Below are 17896 nucleotides of genomic sequence, written 5' to 3' on the forward strand. Positions count from 1 at the left end.
TGATTAATTGTAATATGCTTTTAAATTAATTCTTTTTACCTGTTTTAGTCGTATGTTAGTGAAATATTATAGGATTTGGAATTTCAAAAACCTTGAATTATCCTTCTTGTATTTGATTGCTTGGTAAAAAAAACAAGGGCAACAACGCCTGACACGACCGGCTCCTGACGACCGGCTACTGACTCCTACCCCCAGGAAAAACTTTTTCAGCAAGCCCTAAGTAGCCTATACTAAACGGATTTAGTATTAGTCCGATTATTTCCGAGTTATTAGTGGTAAATTAATCTTACCAATTAAAAGGTCCCAAAGCCCGATCGTTGTAATCGCCACCCTCGGCAATAAAATGAATGACCATCGATTTACGGGTTAGCAGGGTATTATTAATCTTCCCACCACCATGAATTAACATTCCGTGCCAGAGAAGAATCTCTCCTTTTTTAGCAGTAAATGATTGACAGTCATAATTCTGAGCGCGCTGGTTAACATAATCTTGGTATTGGGGAATTTGCTCGGCAGTAATATTTTTAAGATTGACGGCGGGATAGTCTGGAAAAAAGTCAGTTACTTTGATATTTTTATGAGATTTAGGATAAAAAATTAGCGGACCAGCATCGGCGGAAATATCTTCCAAGGCAATCCAAACACCGACTAAATGATTAGCAGGATGAACATAAAAAACTGCCATATCCTCGTGCAGCCCCTGCTCTGTACCGTGCAGGAAGTTGATGGAATATCTCGGTTCGCAGGATTTGCCAATAATTAAATTAACTAAATCTTTCAGATTTTGATTGTCAAAAATTGCTTGAGCGGCGGGGGAAATCTCATGAAAGCCATGAAGTCGCCAAATAGAATTAACCAAGGCTTTTCTTTGCTCGATATCTAGGGCTAAAACTTGCTCGTGACTTAAACTCGCCGGTAGATTTTCTGCTTGAATGCCTTCAATTCTTAATCCAGGGATAGCCGATTCTAGGAAAAATAAATCGGCTAATTCTGCTACTAAATTATCGATCGCCGTTGCGGGAATTAAATCTTTGACAATACAATAACCCAATTCTCGCCAATGGTCAAGGAGTTGATATTCTCGTTCGGAAATTCGCCGTTGTTGACGAGCTTTTTGCAGGGATTTTTCGGCTTGCGATCGCTCTAACCAGGGTAATTCGGCAGTAGAATTGAAAGACCAGGGCAAATTTTTTAAGATATCGGCAATTTTAAGAATCATGGTGAGTCCATCTTTTCCGAGCTACTTTCGGACTATTCTAATCTATGAGTGTTCGGTCTAGTCTGTCAACAGATATATAGCGTTTTTCAGTCTGCTGAGGTACAAAAGTTATGGGTTTTAGGCACTCATGCAAGAGGCAAAAGGCAAAAGGGAAGAAAAATAGGTGTACCTCACTAGCTTAGGAAACGATATAAATTATCTGAAAAAACCCCCTAGGATGAGTTAGGAGGTTACAGGGAAAAAATTAATCAGGGTTGATGGGATTAACTGGCGCTAACTTCAGCAGGATAAACGCTAACTTGACGGCGACTTTTATCCTTGTATTCAAATTTGACCACACCATCAATTAAAGCGAATAAAGTATCATCGCCACCACGACCAACATTTTTACCCGGGTGAACTTTAGTACCCCGTTGACGGATGAGAATATTTCCCGCTTTTACCACTTGACCACCGTAGCGCTTAACGCCTAGTCTCTGGGAACGAGAATCGCGTCCGTTGCGGGTACTACCCGTACCTTTCTTATGAGCCATAATTTCTCTCCAAATGCTTTTTTGATTCTAAAAGTTATTCTTCTTCATCGCTACTATCTTCCACAACTTCAGCGCTGGAGGTAGCAGCAGTGGCGACTAGGGTTTTACCGTTATAATTGATTGAATCAATCATAAAACGGGTAATTTCTTGACGATGACCGCGTTTTTTACGGGTTTTCTTTTTCGGGCGCATTTTATAAACAATAACTTTTTTGCCCCGACGATGTTGTATGACAGTGCCTTCGACGGTGGCCCCTTCGATAAAGGGTTGACCGATGCTAATATCATCCTCATCATGGATTAATAGCACTTTGTCGATGGTATGGGTACTTTGTTCATCGACGGGAAGAAGTTCGATATCGTAATAGCGACCGGGTTCTACCCGAATCTGTTTGCCACCGGTCTCAATAATTGCGTAACTCATGAATTTTCTGCGCTCGTTTTGCCGTACAGGTAGCTGAAAAAAATTCCAGCTTTTGTGCTAATGTCCTCACCTGATCCGAGCAGGAATTGACACAATTTACTATTATCTAATATCTAGGGGGCAATTGTCAAGCTTTTAGCCCACCGATTCGCTATATACTAAAAATAATCTTACGAAAAACTCAATTAAACCGTTATGGAACAGTGGGAAAGCAGAGGACACCTGTTAACCGAACAAATTAACCCAAACAGCCTAAATTTAGACCAATTAAACCCGCTCGAATTGGTGGATCTCTTCAATCGCGAGGATGCCCAAACCCTAAAAGCGATCGCCATGGCCCGGCAAGAATTGGCCCTAGCAATCTCCCTGACCAGTCAAGCTCTGGCTAAAGGTGGTAGACTCTTTTACATTGGGGCAGGAACCAGTGGCCGGCTGGGGGTTTTGGACGCGGCCGAATGTCCTCCCACCTTCTGCACTCCCCCGGAATTGGTACAGGGAATTATCGCCGGTGGAGCGGCGGCGCTGGTGCGTAGTTCCGAAGATTTGGAGGATAAAGCGGAAGATGGGGCGGCGATTATTGCCCAGCGAGAAATTCACGAATTAGACGTGGTAGTGGGGATTACCGCCGGGGGGACAACCCCCTACGTTCATGGGGCTTTACAGGCGGCAAAACAGCGGGGTGCGACGACGATTGCTATTAGTTGTGTCCCCGCCGAACAGGTGGAGATCGCGGTGGATGTGGATATCCGGTTATTGACTGGACCAGAACTTCTGGCCGGCTCCACCCGTCTGAAAGCGGGAACGGTGACGAAAATGGCTTTAAATATCCTTTCCACAGGGACAATGGTCATGTTAGGCAAGGTTTACGGCAACCAGATGGTCGATGTGGCAGTTACTAATCATAAACTCCATGACCGCGCCCTGCGAATTATCTGTAACCTTACCGATGTTAGTCGTCAGGAAGCGGCTATTTTACTGGAAAAAAGTGGCCGCCGGGTTAAACTGGCTTTGTTAATGCAGAAAACGGGACTTTCGGCGGCCCCAGGACAAGAATTGTTACAAAAGCATCGGGGTCAATTACGGGCCGCCCTGCAAGCTTATAATCAAATTGATTGATAAAAACCTATTGATTTTGACTTTCCTATGGTTAATATTTCTTCGGAAATTGCTGCGGTCGCTGTTATTTTCCTCGTCGCTGGTGCTATCTTGACTTGGAGTTTTTATCGAGCTAAACCCTACGGCCAACTGGGAATTTTACCTTGGTTACAATCCTTGGTACTAATTGCTCCTTGGTTAATTTTTTTCGGGCTATTTGCGGCGGGAATTTATCTCAATCTAGCGGTAATTCTCTTTTTACTGGTTGCTTCCACCATTATCTATATTTATTTGGGCAACCGTTTACGCTTACTGAAAACCAATCAGATAATTGAACCGAAAGTTAACCAGGCAGTTAGCCAGTCCGTTACTCCTCTAGAAATCCCGGCAGCGGTGACAGCAATTGTGCCGGATGTGATGCCAATTCCCGAAGAGGATTTAAAAGTTATTCAGAGTATTTTTGGGATAGATACTTTTTTTGCCACCGAAACTATCTCTTTTCAGGAAGGGGCAATTTTTAAAGGCAATTTACGGGGAGAACCGGATCTAGTTCACTCGCGCTTAACCCAGAAATTAAGTAATCATTTTGGCGATAAATATCGTTTATTTCTGGTGGAAGGAACCGAGGAAAAACCGGTGGTAATTATCCTTCCCAAAACTAATGATCCTAGTCCTGCCACTCTTGCTCAAAAAAATCTCTCTTTAGTTTTGTTAGTAGCCACTATTGTCACCAGCTTAGAAGCGGCTGGAATTTTATTGGGTTTTGATTTGTTTGGTAATTGGCAGAGATATCGAGAAGCAATTCCCCTGAGTTTGGGTTTATGGTCGGTATTAATTGCCCACGAAATCGGTCATCTAATTATCGCTAAACGCCATAATGTTCGTCTCAGTTTACCCTATTTTCTTCCCACTTGGCAGATTGGTTCTTTTGGGGCGATTACTCGTTTTGAATCTTTATTACCTAACCGCAGTGTTCTATTTGATATAGCTTTCGCTGGTCCTGCTTTGGGCGGTTTGGTTTCTTTAATCTTGTTAATCGTTGGACTGACTTTATCTAATTCGGCCAGCCTTTTTCAAATCCCTAGTACCTTTTTCCAAAGTTCAATTTTAGTGAGTTTTTTAGCGCGGATAGTTCTGGGCGACGAGTTACAAAATGCCGTTATCTCCGTGCATCCTTTAACTGTTATCGGTTGGTTAGGATTGGTGATTACCGCCCTTAATTTACTGCCCGCCGGACAGTTAGATGGTGGCAGAATTGTTCAGGCTATTTATGGTCGCAAAATTGCCCGCCGCACCACTGTGGCCACTTTGGTCATTTTGGGCATTATTTCCTTAGTTAATCCCAGTAATCCGATTCCTCTCTATTGGACAATTTTAGTCGCTTTTTTACAAAGAGAGTTGGAAAGACCGAGTTTAAACGAGTTAACCGAACCCGATGACACCCGCGCCGGTTGGGGTTTATTACTACTCTTTTTAATGTTGGCGACTCTGATTCCTTTAAGCCCTAGTTTAGCGGGACGGTTAGGCATCGGTGGCTAAATACTTCCCCGAAATTCTTGCCATTGATTGCCGTCAAAAAAAAGCTTGACAAAAACTCAAGTCTTGACTTATAATTTTCTTATAATGGGAATCCGTGTACGCCTATAGACCCCTGATTTTTCCGTAAAATATAGCCTCCAGCATTTACCCCTGAAGATTTGACTTTTGGAGTTGCTCAAAATGTCTAACGAAACTGTCACTTATTCCCTAGAAGCTGTCCTGACAAGGATTGAGGGGAAAATCGACTCTCTGGAAAAACGTATTGACGAGAAAATCGACTCTCTGGAAAAACGTATTGATGAGAAAATCGACTCTCTGGAAAACCGTATTGATGAGAGATTTGACAAGGTAGAAGACCGGTTAACTAAAGTAGAAATAGGACAGGCCGAACTCAAGGGAGATATTAAAGCTTTAGACGAAAAAATCAATGGATTAACTGCAAGGGTTGCCTATCAGGAATTCACCAATCGAGGGATTCTGATAGCATTGGTGGTCGCTATTTTAGGAGGTGCCGCTAAACTTTTTGGTTTTTTCCCTAATCCTTAGAAGTTGCCGGTAGCCGTACCTAGTAGATAGGCTCTTCCCCAAAATTTTTCGCTCATTACCCCGATCATTCGTTAGAATAGATTCAGAATTTAAGGATAAAATCTCATCTATGAATCCCGTTGTTTTGGTGCATGGTTTTCTGGACACTACTGCTGTTTTTAAACCGATGAGCGAGTATTTAAACTATCATGGTTGGCAGGTGCATAGTTTTAATCTAATTCCCAATCATGGTTACAAAAAGTTAGAAGTTTTAGCTGGTCAGGTGGAGAATTATATCGAGAAAAACTTTGCTAAAGAGCAGAAAGTAGATCTGATTGGGTTTAGTATGGGAGGATTAATTACCCGCTACTACCTGCAAAGATTGGGAGGAGTGGCAAGAGTGCAACGTTACCTAAATATTTCTGCTCCGAATCGAGGCACGTTAACCGCGTATAGTTTACCCTTAGATGGGATTAGACAAATGCAGCCGGGGAGTCAATTTCTAGAGGATTTAAATCAAGATTGTCAACAAATTTTAAATAAAATTAAAACCACAATTATCTGGACTCCCTACGATTTAATGATATTTCCTGCCCATAGTTCCCGTTTATCGGTGGGCAAAGAAATTTCCATTCCCGTATTGCTCCATGCTTGGATGGTCAAAGATAGCAAAGTTTTAACAACAATTAAAGATACTTTATTAGAATAGAAATACTGGTTCTCTCCAATACCAGAACAAAGTCAAAATATCACCAACAAAAAAGTTAATTATCATCAAAAAAGCTTGACTTATGGTTATAATTGTGCTAATTCAAAAATGAAACGCATCAGCGGCGGACTTCGGTATTTGTATCATTAGAAGATTATTAAACCTCTAGGTTTAATCACTTAAATTAGCAGTTTCTAGCCATTTTTTACCCATTTCAATGGGAATACCGAGGGGAGGACAGAGGACTTTAATTAATTCAATTCCTCCCGTGATTAAAATGCTTCTTAAGCGAGAATTTTTCTTGATTTCTGCGTCAACTTGTGCGACAAAAGTTTGTTTTTCAATTTCGGTATTAGTGGGATAAGTTTGGGTAAGTTGGCTGATAAGTTGTTGGATTTCTTGGGCGGCTTCAGCTAAATTTTGGGGTGTGGCGTAATTATGTTGAACTGCTTTTTGATCTCCTTGCACCGTATCGGCAAAGTTAGCAATATTTGCTCCACGAAGGTCATATTTAGGAGTTTCTGACATAGGATTAAAAGATTGAAGATTACTGATGAGAATTAGGGTTTGCGGCAAAAAGTACGGGCGAAGCATTCGGATAGAAAATCTCCGGTTTCACCGATAGGTTATTGCCCGAATGCTTCGCCCCTACAGGACGCGGGCCGATGAAGACGCAAGGTTTTGAAGCACGATTCTCTCAAAATCTTGCACCTGTTTCGCAAGAAAAGCCACAAAACCCCTATCTTGCCTACATTTCACATTTATTCAGCAAGCCCTAATTATAGCATCCATAATGGCAAAACTGAGAACATTTCTCTGAATGAAAGCGATACGTCGAATTCAATTCCCCCTTGAAAAGGGGGATTTAGGGGGATCAAAATAAGGATTGAGCGGCTTTAATCCGAATACTTGGATTCTTGTCTGTGAATAGTCTTTTGGCAAGAGTTCTGATAATTAAATCGAGGGATTCTGTACTCAATTTCATATCAGTTTACTGCATAACGAGAGCCAATTTTACCGAGGGCATCAACAGCACTGAAACGAACGCTATCATCTTCATCGGAACAAACATTTACTAGATAAGGAATAACATCTTCTAGTCCAATTTCACCTAAAGCAATTGTGGCTGTGACACGAACTTTTACTTCCTTATCTTGTAGGGATTGAATGAGATAGGATATTGCTTTTTCACTACCAATTTTTCCGAGAGATTCCGCCGTGATTATCCGAATATCGGGATTAGTATCAGATAAGCAGGAAGCTAGATAAGGAATTGCGGATTCATTGCCAATTTCTCCTAAAGCTCGAATCAGATTTAGGCGAACATTAAGATCATTTTCTCCTATTAAATGGGATACTAAGGTGTCGGCAAGGCTGCTATTGCCAATTTTGCCCAAGGCTTCGGCAGCTTTAGCGCGGATCTGGGGGAGAGAATCGTTGAGTTTATTCAATAAAGTATTGATGGCGATTTGGGTGTTATTAAGTTGCTGAACCATGTTATTTTTTCTCTGGGTTATTGTTATTAGGTTGCTGGGGATAATTCTGTTGGCTTCCTTGCACATTATGAGCTAAATTGCCAATAGTGGCTCCTCTGAAATCATAGGTAATAGATGAGGTTTCAGAGGTTGGGGATTGAGTGGAGTAAGAAATAGATTCAGGGAGGGGGTGATAGTATTTAAGTTTGTTTTGAATTGTGTCTAGTGCTTTTCTAGCTTGAGAGAGAGTATCGCCATTATTTAATGTGACAAAATCAGGATTTTTCAGGCATTTGATAAGTTCAGTCATCGCCGCTTCTGTGCCAATATTACCCAAAGCCTCGGCTGCCTTCCTACGAACAAACTCATCAGAGTCTTCTAAAGCCTTGAGTAACCCCGGAATAGCTGTTTCCGAGCCAATTTTACCCAAAGCGAAGGCTGCGTACCAACGAACATCCTCATCAGAGTGTTCTAAAGCCTTGAGTAACCCCGCAATGGCTGTTTCTGAGCCAATTTTACCCAAAGCGAAGGCTGCGTTCCCACGAACACCCTCATCAGAGTGTTCTAAAGCCTTGAGTAACCCCGCAATGGCTGTTTCTGTCTCAATCTCAGTCAAGGCCTCGAGTGCGTTATCAGAGTGTTCTAAAGCCTTGAGTAACTCCGCAATGGCTGTTTCCGAGCCAATCTTAGCCAAAGCGAAGGCTGCGTTCCCACGAACAGACTCATCAGAATCTTTTAAAGCCTTGAGTAACCCCGCAATGGCTGTTTCTGAGCCAATATTACCCAAAGCGAAGGCTGCGTTCCTACGAACATACTCATCAGAGTCTTCTAAAGCTTTGAGTAACCCCATAATCGCTGTTTCCGAGCCAATTTTACCCAAAGCTAAGGCTGCGCGCCTACGAACATCGCTATTAGAGTCTTCTAAAGCCTTGAGTAACTCCGCAATGGCTGTTTCTGGGCTAATATTACCCAAAGCCTCGGCTGCGTTCCAACGAACACCCCAATCAGAGTCTTTTAAAGCTTGACTTAACTGATTAACAACTTCATTAGACTTTGTTAATCCCAATAACTCCACCTTAAACCGTTTCGGTACATCCAACCCAAGCACTAACCCCACTGTCTGCTTTTGAAACTTAAAGTTGACTTCTCCTGCTAACCTCGCTCCTAATTTTAAATCAATCTCTAACCCTAATTTAACCACCCGTTTTGCTTGGGTTTCATTATCCAATAACCCCAACAGTAACGCCATAGGTTCCGTCCATTTGAGATAATTCAAATAGTCCCACTGTAACTGCTCATCCCTGAGATGGGGTAACTTTTTCTTTAATTCCTCAGCCGTGTAATATTCTTGAATCAGTTGATGGCGAAAAGCAATTTTATCATTACCTTCTAGGTGAATTAGATGATATTTCAGTAAATCCTTTAACCACTGCTTACTGTAATGTTTTGGCAATTCTTGATTTTTGATAAATTTGCTTAATTCTTCCTCTGCTTCTGTTCGGGAAATAGCCACCTGAATCTCGGTTTTTGACTCCCCTTGGGTCATTTTCCACGCTAACAATTGCAGCAATTCTCGCCACCAATCCCGCGATTCTTGGTAAGTAGGAACATCTGCTTTTAATTTCTTGTCATAAATTCCTGTAAAAATCTGGAAAACTAAGCCTAAATTAGCAGGAATTTTGTTCTGATTATTATCAAAAACTGAACAAAGCATCCACAAAAGTAGAGGAGTTTCTGCCAATTCCTTGAGACGATTTCCCAACTGTTTAAGCATTTCTTCGCCTTTTTCAGGCAAATAGGCCTTGACAAAATCCCGCATCTGTGGTTCAGTCAGGGGGAGCATTTCCAGCTTTTTTTCAATATCTAAGTCGTCGCTGCCTAAATCCCTTGTCGTGAAAATCATCGAAATTTCTGCATACTGCTGGCGAAAGTTTTTTAAATTCTGTCGCGCAGCTTCCGAGGGCAACTCATTGATACCATCAAATAATAATAATGGTCTAAAATTCTGATTTTCTAACAGCCAACTTTCTAGGGTATTACTATCAATAATTAATTTATGGCGTTTCAGGAATTGTAAAATTAAATCAAGAATTGAGGTTTCATACAAGCGTAATTCGATGAGAATGGGAATTTGAATGATTTTAGCCTGATTTTGTTGATTTAGGCGCAAGCTTTGGGCCCCTACGGATTCTTCTAATAATAATCTGGCTAAAGCGGTCGATTTTCCTGAACCGGGACGACCTTTTAAAAGAACGTGATTAGTTGCATACTTGCGTAAACCATCTAAAACTGTGAATCTTTCGGTTTTTTCTGGTCTTTCTTGTCGGTTTTGTGGTTCTTTTTCAATCGTCTGTACCCACAAATCCCTTAGCAAAGGTGCAGTTTTCGCTGGGCGTGTTTTTCCCTCTACGTCCGTGAGGGTGTAAAATGTCTCCCACTGGGCGTACTTTTCCGAGTCCGAGATTGATTCGAGATAGGGAGTCCAGTCAATCATTGATGCTGTCAAGTATTTAAATTACCTGTTGAGACGAGGAAAAAGGCAACCCCCCAACCCCTAGCAGGGGTAGGGTTGATTCATGAATCAACCCTACTATGAATCAACCCTACCTTGCTTATTTTTAATTGTAGGCTAAGAAGATTTGGTCATGACTTACAAGATAGAATCGGAGTTTCTGCATCCCTCTCTCCTGTCAGACCGGGAAAACCCCATCCGAATATAAACACTCACGCTGCCGTCGTACCTTGTTCCAAGCACTTTAGCGTATATCTGGCACGAGTTTTAAGAATTGTTAATTGATCTGTTTTTGCCAACAACTCATCTAACTCAGCTACTTCATCAGCGCAGAGTAAAGATTCTGCATTTCTCGTCACTAAATCATCTAAACGGGTTTGCTCTACGAGGGACAATTGACAACTTGCCAGCGCTTTTAATTCATCCACACTCAAACCAATCAAACAATCTTCATCGAGTCCTAATGAATTGGCAAATCGAGAATAGGTGTTCCAGTCTAATAAAACCCCAACTCGTTCCCCTTGCTCATTTGTTAAGTATTCTACTGGCTTGGACATATTAGAAACACTCACAATACAATATAATCCTATTTTAGTAATTAATTCCAGAAAATGCCATCGATCGCCGATAAGGTTATCCTATTTTTGTTTTCCTAATTGTTAGGTTTTCTAAAAAGTTGAAAAAGTACGGGCGAAGCATTCGGATAGAAAATCTCTGGTTTCAGCGATAGGTTATTGTCCGAATGCTTCGCCCCTACAGGACGCAATCGCCGATAAGGTTATCTTATTTTTGTTTTCCTAATTGTTGGCTTTTCTAAAAAGTTGGTGCGTTACGGCAATATTTAGACCTTGATTTTTCCCCTAAAAACAATGGATGCCTAACGCACCCTACGTTTATTTTTGTTTTCCTAATTGTTGGGCCTTATAAAAAGTTTCTAAACTGTGACTATCCCCGACAAAACGCCAGTGCCAGGGTTCATAATTAATACCCTGGAGATTATTTTCAGGGAAAGATAACTCGAAACTATACTGGGCAGCGTTATTTTGCAACCAACGAAAAGCGGCAGTATTAGCAAAACTGCTACTTAAATTCGTTGCGGGAGCGCGACCATCGCCAATATCGATCGCATAACCGGTATGATGTTCGCTGTAACCCGGAGGTGCGCTCACTTCTGCTCGTTTGCGGGTTTGCTGATTGCGTTGTTCTTTAACTTCAAAAAAGAGCTTGTCTTGGGTTGCTTTCGATCGAAATGCGGAAATCGGCATTAAAATCACCCCCGACCTTCTCGCGTCACTCTGCATCTGGATAAAAGCTTTGGCTGCTGCTTTCCTTAAACGCATAGCACCATCCCCAGTAATAGGGGCTAATTCCGTCTCTGGAGCCTCTTCATAGGGTAAATGACCTAGAATGTTCTCAATGGGGCTAGGAGTGGCTTTAATGGGGGGGGATGGATTAATAGGCAGTTTTTTTACGGAAGCAGGGGGACGATTCAAGACTGCTAGGGCAATTAGGCCGGTTCCCACCAGAGCGAGTAAACCGCTTGCGATCGCTATTAGACCATTAGGATTAGTAGTTTTTGTGTACTGGTTGTCCCGCAAAGCTTCGGGAATATCATCGATCGGTTTCACGGTTTACTTACCCTCCTCCAAGATAATTACATTATTCCCCGGCCACTCCATCTTGACGAGCAGCGTGTTGAACGGCGGCGGCCACAGCCGTAACTACACGACTATCAAAAACCGAGGGAATAATATTCTCTCGATCGAGATTAGCAGGAGTGATCAAAGAAGCGATCGCTTTGGCCGCTTCCAGATACATATTATCGGTGATTGCCCTAGCGCGACAGTCCAAGGCCCCGCGAAATAATCCGGGGAAAGCGAGAACATTATTGATCTGATTGGGATAATCGCTGCGTCCGGTAGCCACCACGGCCACTAAATCATTGATTAATTCCGGTTGAATTTCGGGAATCGGATTAGCCATGGCAAACACGATCGCATTTTTAGCCATTCCCTTAACCATTTCGGGAGTCAACACCCCCGGTGCGCTCACCCCCAAGAAAACATCAGCGCCTTTAAGAGCATCCCCTAGCTTACCACTGGCGGCCACGGCCCAAGCTTGTTTTTCTGGGGTTAAATCGTCCCGGTTTTGGGAGAGGATACCAAGGGAATCACAGAGGGTTATATCTGTGGCTCCTGCGGTTTTAAAGAGAGTAGCGATGGCGATTCCCGCCGCACCTGCACCATTAATGACGATTTTGACTGTATCAAGCGATTTTTTGACCAATTTGAGGGCATTAATTAGGGCAGCCAGGGAAACGATCGCTGTACCGTGTTGATCATCGTGGAAAACGGGAATATTTAATTCCGCTCGCAGACGTTTCTCGATTTCAAAACAGCGTGGAGCGCCGATATCCTCTAGGTTAATACCCCCAAAAACCGGAGCGATTCTTTTGACGGTTGCGATGATTTCTTCGGGGTCTTGGGTGGCTAAACAGATGGGAAAAGCGTCAATTCCGGCGAATTCCTTGAATAACATTGCCTTCCCTTCCATTACTGGTAGGGCAGCCTCTGGCCCGAGATTTCCTAATCCTAATACCGCGCTACCATCGGTCACTACAGCGACGGTGTTGCCCTTGATGGTCAATGAGTACACTTGTTCGGGGTCGTGGGCGATAGCGGTGCAGATGCGACCAACTCCGGGGGTGTAGGCCATGGCCAGGTCATCTTGGGAGGTGAGGGGAATACGACTCTCAATGGAGATTTTACCCCGACGATGGAGATCGAAGGTGCGATCGGAAACTTTCAGGAGTTTAACATCCGGTAGAGCTTTAACCGCGGCGATAATCTGTTCCGCTTGGTCGGTACTAGCGGCATCAACCATCACCTCGCGGGTGCTAATCTTTAAATTGCGTTCGATCAGAGAAATTTGCCCTAAATTCCCCCCGACATCGGCGATCGCATTGAGGACAGAAGCGAAGGTTCCCGCTTGATTGGGGATTTCTATCTTGAGACTTAAACTATAGCTAGGATTGGGCGTTAAATGAACCATGCTGAAGGCTTCCAATACTGATAAATATTGATTATCTTCTATCTGTGAAGGACTTTGGTATCTAATCGCGCAGTTTCTTTAGCTATTAGGGTTTCTCTGGGCCTAACACCAGGGGAGCGGGGTGTGGGGTGTGGGGAGAAGGTAGGAAGGCTGCATCTCACATTTGCAAAAATACCGACAATCAGCAATTATCAGTCACTCTCAAATGCGTACAAAAGTATTAACAACTACCTGTAAGCAGCCCACCGAAAAACTAATGCGCTCCGGGGTTTGGGGGCGGCGCCACGCCCCCAACGGGGGGTTTGGGTAGGGTTGATTCATGAATCAACCCTACTATGAATCAACCCTAGGGGTTTGGGGGGTAGAACCCCCCAAAAGCTTGGATTGAGCGATAAAATCGGAAGTAAAGCCCAATTTTAAAAGAGAGTTTTCCCTTAAAAATCCCAACTTAGTAGATTGACAAAAATGAGATGCACCCTAAATATTCCACATTTGTTGATAAGCAGTTTCTAAATCTCTGGTAAATTGTTTGGCATTCCAGAGGGGAGATGTATGACGAGATTGACGTAATTGATAACGGACTTCTTCCCTTAAATTTTTATTTAATCCTAACTTAATTCCCCACTGCACATATTCCTCATCACTCCAAGCTATACCCTGACTAATGCCGGCATTTTTCATAAAAGTATAGCTATTGCGGGCTGCAAATTGTTCACCAACCCTAGTGACTAAAGGAATCCCCATCCAGAGGGTTTCTAGGGTTGTGGTAGCACCATTATAGGGATAGGTATCGAGAACTATATCAGCAATTCCTAGATTAGCGCGATGGGTTTCCTCATTGAAATCATTGGGCAAAAATCTTAATCTATCTTGACTAATTCCCAATTCTTCGGCACTTTTGAGAAATAATTCTCGAATGGTTTCTTTGTCGGCAAAACCTTTGATTAAAAGATAGCTATTAGGAACCTGTTGGAGAATCTGCAATTGGAGACAAATCGTGTTTAAGGTGCGTTTTAATCCCGATTGCACGGTCAGATAAATAATAGCATCATCGGGAATATTTAAATCAGTTCTTCTCCTAGTGGGAACACCCACTTCAAAACCATCCACGGATAAATAAGAGTTAGGAAGTCGGATGATTTTTTCTGAATAAATTTCTTCAGCATTTTCGGGTAAAACGTAGTTATCGGCAATAAAATAATCAATCGCAGGGATTCCCGACGCATCTAATCCTAACCAAGTTACTTGTATCGGTGCGGGTTTTAATGCCATTACTAGATAAGTTGTATTATTGGTTAAGCTATCAATATCCACTAAAATATCTAATTTGTCTTGACGAATTTGGGCAGTTATTTGTTCAATTTTTGCTGGCAAGTTATAGCTATAATCTGAGTTATTTTTAAACCATTTTTCAGTAATTTCGTCTGCTGCTTGGTTGACAAAATAGGTGTAAATTTCAAATTTATCTCGATTATGATAGTGAAATAACCAGCGACTTAACCAACCCACAGAATGACGACGGAGAGTATGGGCAATATAACCAATTTTTATTTTTCTTGCTGGAGATTTTGGAGAAGAAACAGGAGCAATATAGTGGTAGCGGGTTCTTACATCTGCTTGAAAAATTTCCGCTAGTTTACTTTGTAAATAGCGATTAATTTTCGGATTATCTTGATAGTAGGGAAGACAGCTAGTAACTCCCAAAATAGAGTCGATAATAAAGGGAAGTGCATTAAATTGTTCGGCATTAATTTGTCCCTCGATTAGTTGTATTAATTCATCGATAAATTTAGGTAAATTTCCCCAGTCTCCCTTAGCTTGTAAAATACCAATCACTAGAGAAATTCCCAAGAGCTTTTCAGTAGTTGTCTGGCAATTTTTATAAAAATTTTCGGCAATTTCTAGAGATTTTTTATAGTCAACAGTGGTGGTTTTATAAAGATTAAACAAACTATTTTGTAAGTATAAATCCTCTGGTAGAAAGCGCAAACAAAGTTCTACTAAATTAATAGCAAATACACTTTGTTTTTGTTGATAAGCATAATTGACAATTGCTGAGATAACTTTGGCCGCAATTATTTCTGGATTATTGATATGTAAGGCTGCTAATTCTAAAAAGTGGATGGTATTAGTGCAGGGGTAGATTAAAACTTTTTCCGTCACTCGCAGCAGTAAATCAAGATTAATTGCTGCTGTAGCTGTATTCTCTAACAGTTCAAATACACACCAATCATTGCACTTTTCCATAGCAAAATTTTGGAATTGTATTTCTAATTCCATCAGATGCAGGAGATTATTTAAAAAACTAGGATTAAGATTTTGTAGCTGCCATCGAATTAGATAACTTGTCTCTAGTCTTTGGGAATTTTCTTGTCTGGTTGCCTCTGCATCTAAGATTTGAGTTAAAGTTTCTATCCACCCCGATAATTCTGATTCGGCTGCTTGACTCAACACCAGTAACCAAGTAGCTTGCGCGTCTTCTTCTCTATCTTGTAAAAGATAGGCTAATCCTAGATAAAAATAATCCTCAATGACCGAAGAATTGTTTTCAGTTAATTGTTCATAAAACTGCAATACCAGTTGATAATTGTTGTCGTTTAAATGGGTTTGTATGTCTTGATGCCATTGCATAGTTTTTATCCGCTAAGATTGACAATAAATATTCCACATTTGCCGATAAGCAGTTTCTAAGTCTCTGGTAAATTGTTTGGCATTCCAGAGGGGAGATGTATGACGAGACTTTCGGAGTTTCCAACGGACTTCTTCTCTTACATTTTTATCCAATCCTAACTTAATTCCCCACTGCACATATTCTTCATCACTCCAAGCTATACCCTCAGTTATTCCCGCATTCATCATTAAAGTATAACCGTTGCGTGATGACCATTGTTGCCCCACTTTAACCACCAGAGGAATTCCCATCCAGAGGGTTTCTAGGGTGGTTGTACCACCGTTAAAGGGATAGGTGTCCAAAACCACATCAGCGATGGCTAAATTTGCCCTGTAGGTTTCCGTCTGATAGAGAGGAAGCATCTTAATTCGATTAGTTTCTACCCCAACTTCTGCGGCAATTTGACAGAATAAATCCCAGAGGGAATTATCATCAGCAACTCCTTGAATCAGGAAATAACTATTAGGTACGGATTTGAGGATTTGCATTTGTAAGCGAATCATCGCCGGATTACGCTTAATTGCCGTTTGAGAGCTTAGGTAAATAACCGCATCATTATTAATACCTAAATCTTCTCTTCGCAGGGTAGGAACGGCTATTTCAAAACCATCCACAGCGACAAAAGTATTAGGCAAACGCCAGATTTTTTCCTGATAATATTCTTGGGCATTTTCTGGTAGTACATAAGGATCCGCTAAAAGATAATCTACTGCGGGTAAACCGGAACCATCAAAACCTAACCAGTTAACTTGAATAGGAGCAGGTTTTAAGGCAATAACTTGGACAACCATTGGTCCAGTACCACTATCTAAATCCACAAGAATATCGATGTTATCTTCTTTGATTTTGCGATAGATTGCTAAGGAATCAGCAGTAGCATGATAGATTTTATCTGCGGGATTAGAAAACCATTGTTTCGTTATTTCATCCACAGATTGATTCACCATATAAAGATGGATATCAAACTGTTCACGATTGTGATGATTAATAGTCCAACGACTCAATAAACCGACGGGATGACGTTTTAAGGTTTGGGCAATGTAACCAATTTTCAGTTTTTTATTGGGATTATCTTCTCTAGGTTTGTCAAAACTTTCCTCCTGAAAACCCAGCATTGCTTTGTAGGTTTCTTGGAAAAAACTGCCAATCTGACTTAAAAGCGGTCGATTCTCTTTCGGGTTATCTTCATAGTAAGAAATCGGGTTCATCACTGTTAGTAAAGCTTCCCGCACTAAGGGGTGTATGTCTTGGGGTTTTTCTTTTAGAAATTGTTTAATTAAGTGTTTATACTCTTGACAAATACTAGGGATGTCATTCCATTTTGAGGCTCGTAAAGAACCACTAAAGAGGAGAGATTGACTAAACATTTTTAAATCAATTGTTTGACTTTTATCTTTAAATTCTTTGATAAGATGTATCCCTGTTGGGTAGTTAGGGACAGAGACACAAAACCAAAATAAATTAGCTACTAAGTACAAATTTTCGGGATAAAGGGGAAGAAAAGCTTCCGCTAAGTCAACGGAATAAGTAGGTTGATATTTCTCAAAAGCAAAGTGTCGGGTGACAGTGATGACGTGATTAAGTAATTCTGGAGAATTGTCAAGATAGGGTAAACTTAAGCGAACTAATTCTATGGTATATTTATGAGCGTAAGGTATGACGGCAATTACTACCCGTTCCAATAATTGAGAGTTAACTGAACCCTGAGTAATTAATTCTAGTATTTGCCATTCTTGCAGTTGTTGAGGATGAAATCTATTTAATTTCATTTCAACGAGAGTTAAATGCAGTAAATTATCGAGATAACTGGGATTAATTTCCTGTAGATGTTTACGAATTAACCAACTGATTTCTAGATTTTCTAACTCTAATTGTCGGTTAGCTTCGGCAGCTAAAATATTGCTTAATTCTAGCAGCCATGAATCAGTTTCCTGTTCTTCTCCTTGAGTGAAAACAAATAACCAAGTAGCTTGTGCTTCTTCTTCTTTTGCCTGCAAAAGATAGGATAATCCTAAATACCAATAATAACTAATTTCTAGGGGCTCTCTTTCTATCAGTTCTTCGTAAAACTGACTAACAATATCGTATTGATTGTTTTCTAAAGCGGTTTTAACTTCATTTTGCCAAGACATGATTTAATTCT

Annotated in this window: 15 protein-coding genes; 4 read left to right on the plus strand and 11 right to left on the minus strand. The window is 41.3% G+C overall.

The window, feature by feature from the left end; translation table 11 throughout:
- Positions 1–286 precede the first annotated feature (286 nt).
- The 3 genes from O9290_RS08100 to rplU all read right to left on the minus strand — a co-directional run bounded on the left by O9290_RS08100 (position 287) and on the right by rplU (position 2176).
- Complete coding sequence (locus O9290_RS08100) at positions 287–1219, minus strand: phytanoyl-CoA dioxygenase family protein (RefSeq protein ID WP_288059510.1); 933 nt, start codon at positions 1217–1219, stop codon at positions 287–289.
- A 263-nt stretch (positions 1220–1482) separates the two neighbouring features.
- Positions 1483–1752 carry a 50S ribosomal protein L27 gene (rpmA, locus tag O9290_RS08105; RefSeq protein WP_002744094.1) on the minus strand — a complete coding sequence of 90 codons (270 nt, stop codon included), beginning with the start codon at positions 1750–1752 and terminating at the stop codon, positions 1483–1485.
- A gap of 34 nt (positions 1753–1786) precedes the next feature.
- Positions 1787–2176 (minus strand): 50S ribosomal protein L21, encoded by a 390-nt coding sequence (gene rplU, locus O9290_RS08110; RefSeq protein ID WP_002760284.1) that lies wholly within the window; start codon positions 2174–2176, stop codon positions 1787–1789.
- A 195-nt stretch (positions 2177–2371) separates the two neighbouring features.
- Here rplU and murQ point away from each other — a divergent pair, with 195 nt between their 5' ends.
- The 4 genes from murQ (at position 2372) to O9290_RS08130 (ending at position 6044) form a co-directional block, all read left to right on the plus strand.
- Positions 2372–3292, plus strand: coding sequence for an N-acetylmuramic acid 6-phosphate etherase (murQ, locus tag O9290_RS08115; protein ID WP_288058375.1), 921 nt, complete (start codon positions 2372–2374; stop codon positions 3290–3292).
- A gap of 27 nt (positions 3293–3319) precedes the next feature.
- A complete protein-coding gene (locus O9290_RS08120; RefSeq protein WP_288058377.1) occupies positions 3320–4810 on the plus strand; it encodes a site-2 protease family protein in 1491 nt (496 codons plus the stop codon).
- Positions 4811–4990: 180 nt separating this feature from the next.
- Positions 4991–5356: a DUF4164 domain-containing protein gene (locus tag O9290_RS08125; RefSeq protein WP_287707737.1), complete on the plus strand. Its 366-nt coding sequence runs from the start codon at positions 4991–4993 to the stop codon at positions 5354–5356.
- Positions 5357–5465: 109 nt separating this feature from the next.
- Positions 5466–6044 carry an esterase/lipase family protein gene (locus O9290_RS08130; RefSeq protein ID WP_008196995.1) on the plus strand — a complete coding sequence of 193 codons (579 nt, stop codon included), beginning with the start codon at positions 5466–5468 and terminating at the stop codon, positions 6042–6044.
- Between the two features lie 171 nt (positions 6045–6215).
- On the opposite strand, the gene O9290_RS08135 is transcribed toward O9290_RS08130, so the two are convergent.
- The 8 genes from O9290_RS08135 to O9290_RS08170 all read right to left on the minus strand — a co-directional run bounded on the left by O9290_RS08135 (position 6216) and on the right by O9290_RS08170 (position 17885).
- A complete protein-coding gene (locus O9290_RS08135) occupies positions 6216–6638 on the minus strand; it encodes a hypothetical protein (RefSeq protein ID WP_288058380.1) in 423 nt (140 codons plus the stop codon).
- Between the two features lie 392 nt (positions 6639–7030).
- On the minus strand, positions 7031–7540 hold the full coding sequence (locus O9290_RS08140; RefSeq protein ID WP_002765758.1) for a HEAT repeat domain-containing protein: 510 nt from the start codon (positions 7538–7540) through the stop codon (positions 7031–7033).
- Position 7541: 1 nt separating this feature from the next.
- On the minus strand, positions 7542–10013 hold the full coding sequence (locus O9290_RS08145; protein WP_288086894.1) for an NACHT domain-containing protein: 2472 nt from the start codon (positions 10011–10013) through the stop codon (positions 7542–7544).
- A 230-nt stretch (positions 10014–10243) separates the two neighbouring features.
- Positions 10244–10588 carry a hypothetical protein gene (locus O9290_RS08150; RefSeq protein WP_002754005.1) on the minus strand — a complete coding sequence of 115 codons (345 nt, stop codon included), beginning with the start codon at positions 10586–10588 and terminating at the stop codon, positions 10244–10246.
- A 336-nt stretch (positions 10589–10924) separates the two neighbouring features.
- On the minus strand, positions 10925–11659 hold the full coding sequence (locus O9290_RS08155; protein WP_288056201.1) for a M15 family metallopeptidase: 735 nt from the start codon (positions 11657–11659) through the stop codon (positions 10925–10927).
- Between the two features lie 31 nt (positions 11660–11690).
- On the minus strand, positions 11691–13082 hold the full coding sequence (locus tag O9290_RS08160; protein ID WP_288056198.1) for an NAD-dependent malic enzyme: 1392 nt from the start codon (positions 13080–13082) through the stop codon (positions 11691–11693).
- Between the two features lie 477 nt (positions 13083–13559).
- A complete protein-coding gene (locus O9290_RS08165; RefSeq protein WP_288056196.1) occupies positions 13560–15713 on the minus strand; it encodes an O-linked N-acetylglucosamine transferase, SPINDLY family protein in 2154 nt (717 codons plus the stop codon).
- A 12-nt stretch (positions 15714–15725) separates the two neighbouring features.
- On the minus strand, positions 15726–17885 hold the full coding sequence (locus O9290_RS08170) for an O-linked N-acetylglucosamine transferase, SPINDLY family protein (RefSeq protein ID WP_288086896.1): 2160 nt from the start codon (positions 17883–17885) through the stop codon (positions 15726–15728).
- Between the last annotated feature and the right edge of the window lie 11 nt (positions 17886–17896).

It is taken from the genome of Microcystis sp. LE19-41.2A (assembly GCF_027530405.1).
GTDB classification, from domain to species: Bacteria; Cyanobacteriota; Cyanobacteriia; order Cyanobacteriales; family Microcystaceae; genus Microcystis; species Microcystis aeruginosa.

Excerpts from the sequence above, each read along its gene's own strand:
- O9290_RS08100 (WP_288059510.1), bottom strand. The coding sequence starts at position 1,219 with ATGATTCTTAAAATTGCCGATATCTTAAAAAATTTGCCCTGGTCTTTC.
- rpmA (WP_002744094.1), bottom strand. The coding sequence starts at position 1,752 with ATGGCTCATAAGAAAGGTACGGGTAGTACCCGCAACGGACGCGATTCT.
- rplU (WP_002760284.1), bottom strand. The coding sequence starts at position 2,176 with ATGAGTTACGCAATTATTGAGACCGGTGGCAAACAGATTCGGGTAGAA.
- murQ (WP_288058375.1), top strand. The coding sequence starts at position 2,372 with ATGGAACAGTGGGAAAGCAGAGGACACCTGTTAACCGAACAAATTAAC.
- O9290_RS08120 (WP_288058377.1), top strand. The coding sequence starts at position 3,320 with ATGGTTAATATTTCTTCGGAAATTGCTGCGGTCGCTGTTATTTTCCTC.
- O9290_RS08125 (WP_287707737.1), top strand. The coding sequence starts at position 4,991 with ATGTCTAACGAAACTGTCACTTATTCCCTAGAAGCTGTCCTGACAAGG.
- O9290_RS08130 (WP_008196995.1), top strand. The coding sequence starts at position 5,466 with ATGAATCCCGTTGTTTTGGTGCATGGTTTTCTGGACACTACTGCTGTT.
- O9290_RS08135 (WP_288058380.1), bottom strand. The coding sequence starts at position 6,638 with ATGCTTCGCCCGTACTTTTTGCCGCAAACCCTAATTCTCATCAGTAAT.
- O9290_RS08140 (WP_002765758.1), bottom strand. The coding sequence starts at position 7,540 with ATGGTTCAGCAACTTAATAACACCCAAATCGCCATCAATACTTTATTG.
- O9290_RS08145 (WP_288086894.1), bottom strand. The coding sequence starts at position 10,013 with ATGATTGACTGGACTCCCTATCTCGAATCAATCTCGGACTCGGAAAAG.
- O9290_RS08150 (WP_002754005.1), bottom strand. The coding sequence starts at position 10,588 with ATGTCCAAGCCAGTAGAATACTTAACAAATGAGCAAGGGGAACGAGTT.
- O9290_RS08160 (WP_288056198.1), bottom strand. The coding sequence starts at position 13,082 with ATGGTTCATTTAACGCCCAATCCTAGCTATAGTTTAAGTCTCAAGATA.
- O9290_RS08165 (WP_288056196.1), bottom strand. The coding sequence starts at position 15,713 with ATGCAATGGCATCAAGACATACAAACCCATTTAAACGACAACAATTAT.
- O9290_RS08170 (WP_288086896.1), bottom strand. The coding sequence starts at position 17,885 with ATGTCTTGGCAAAATGAAGTTAAAACCGCTTTAGAAAACAATCAATAC.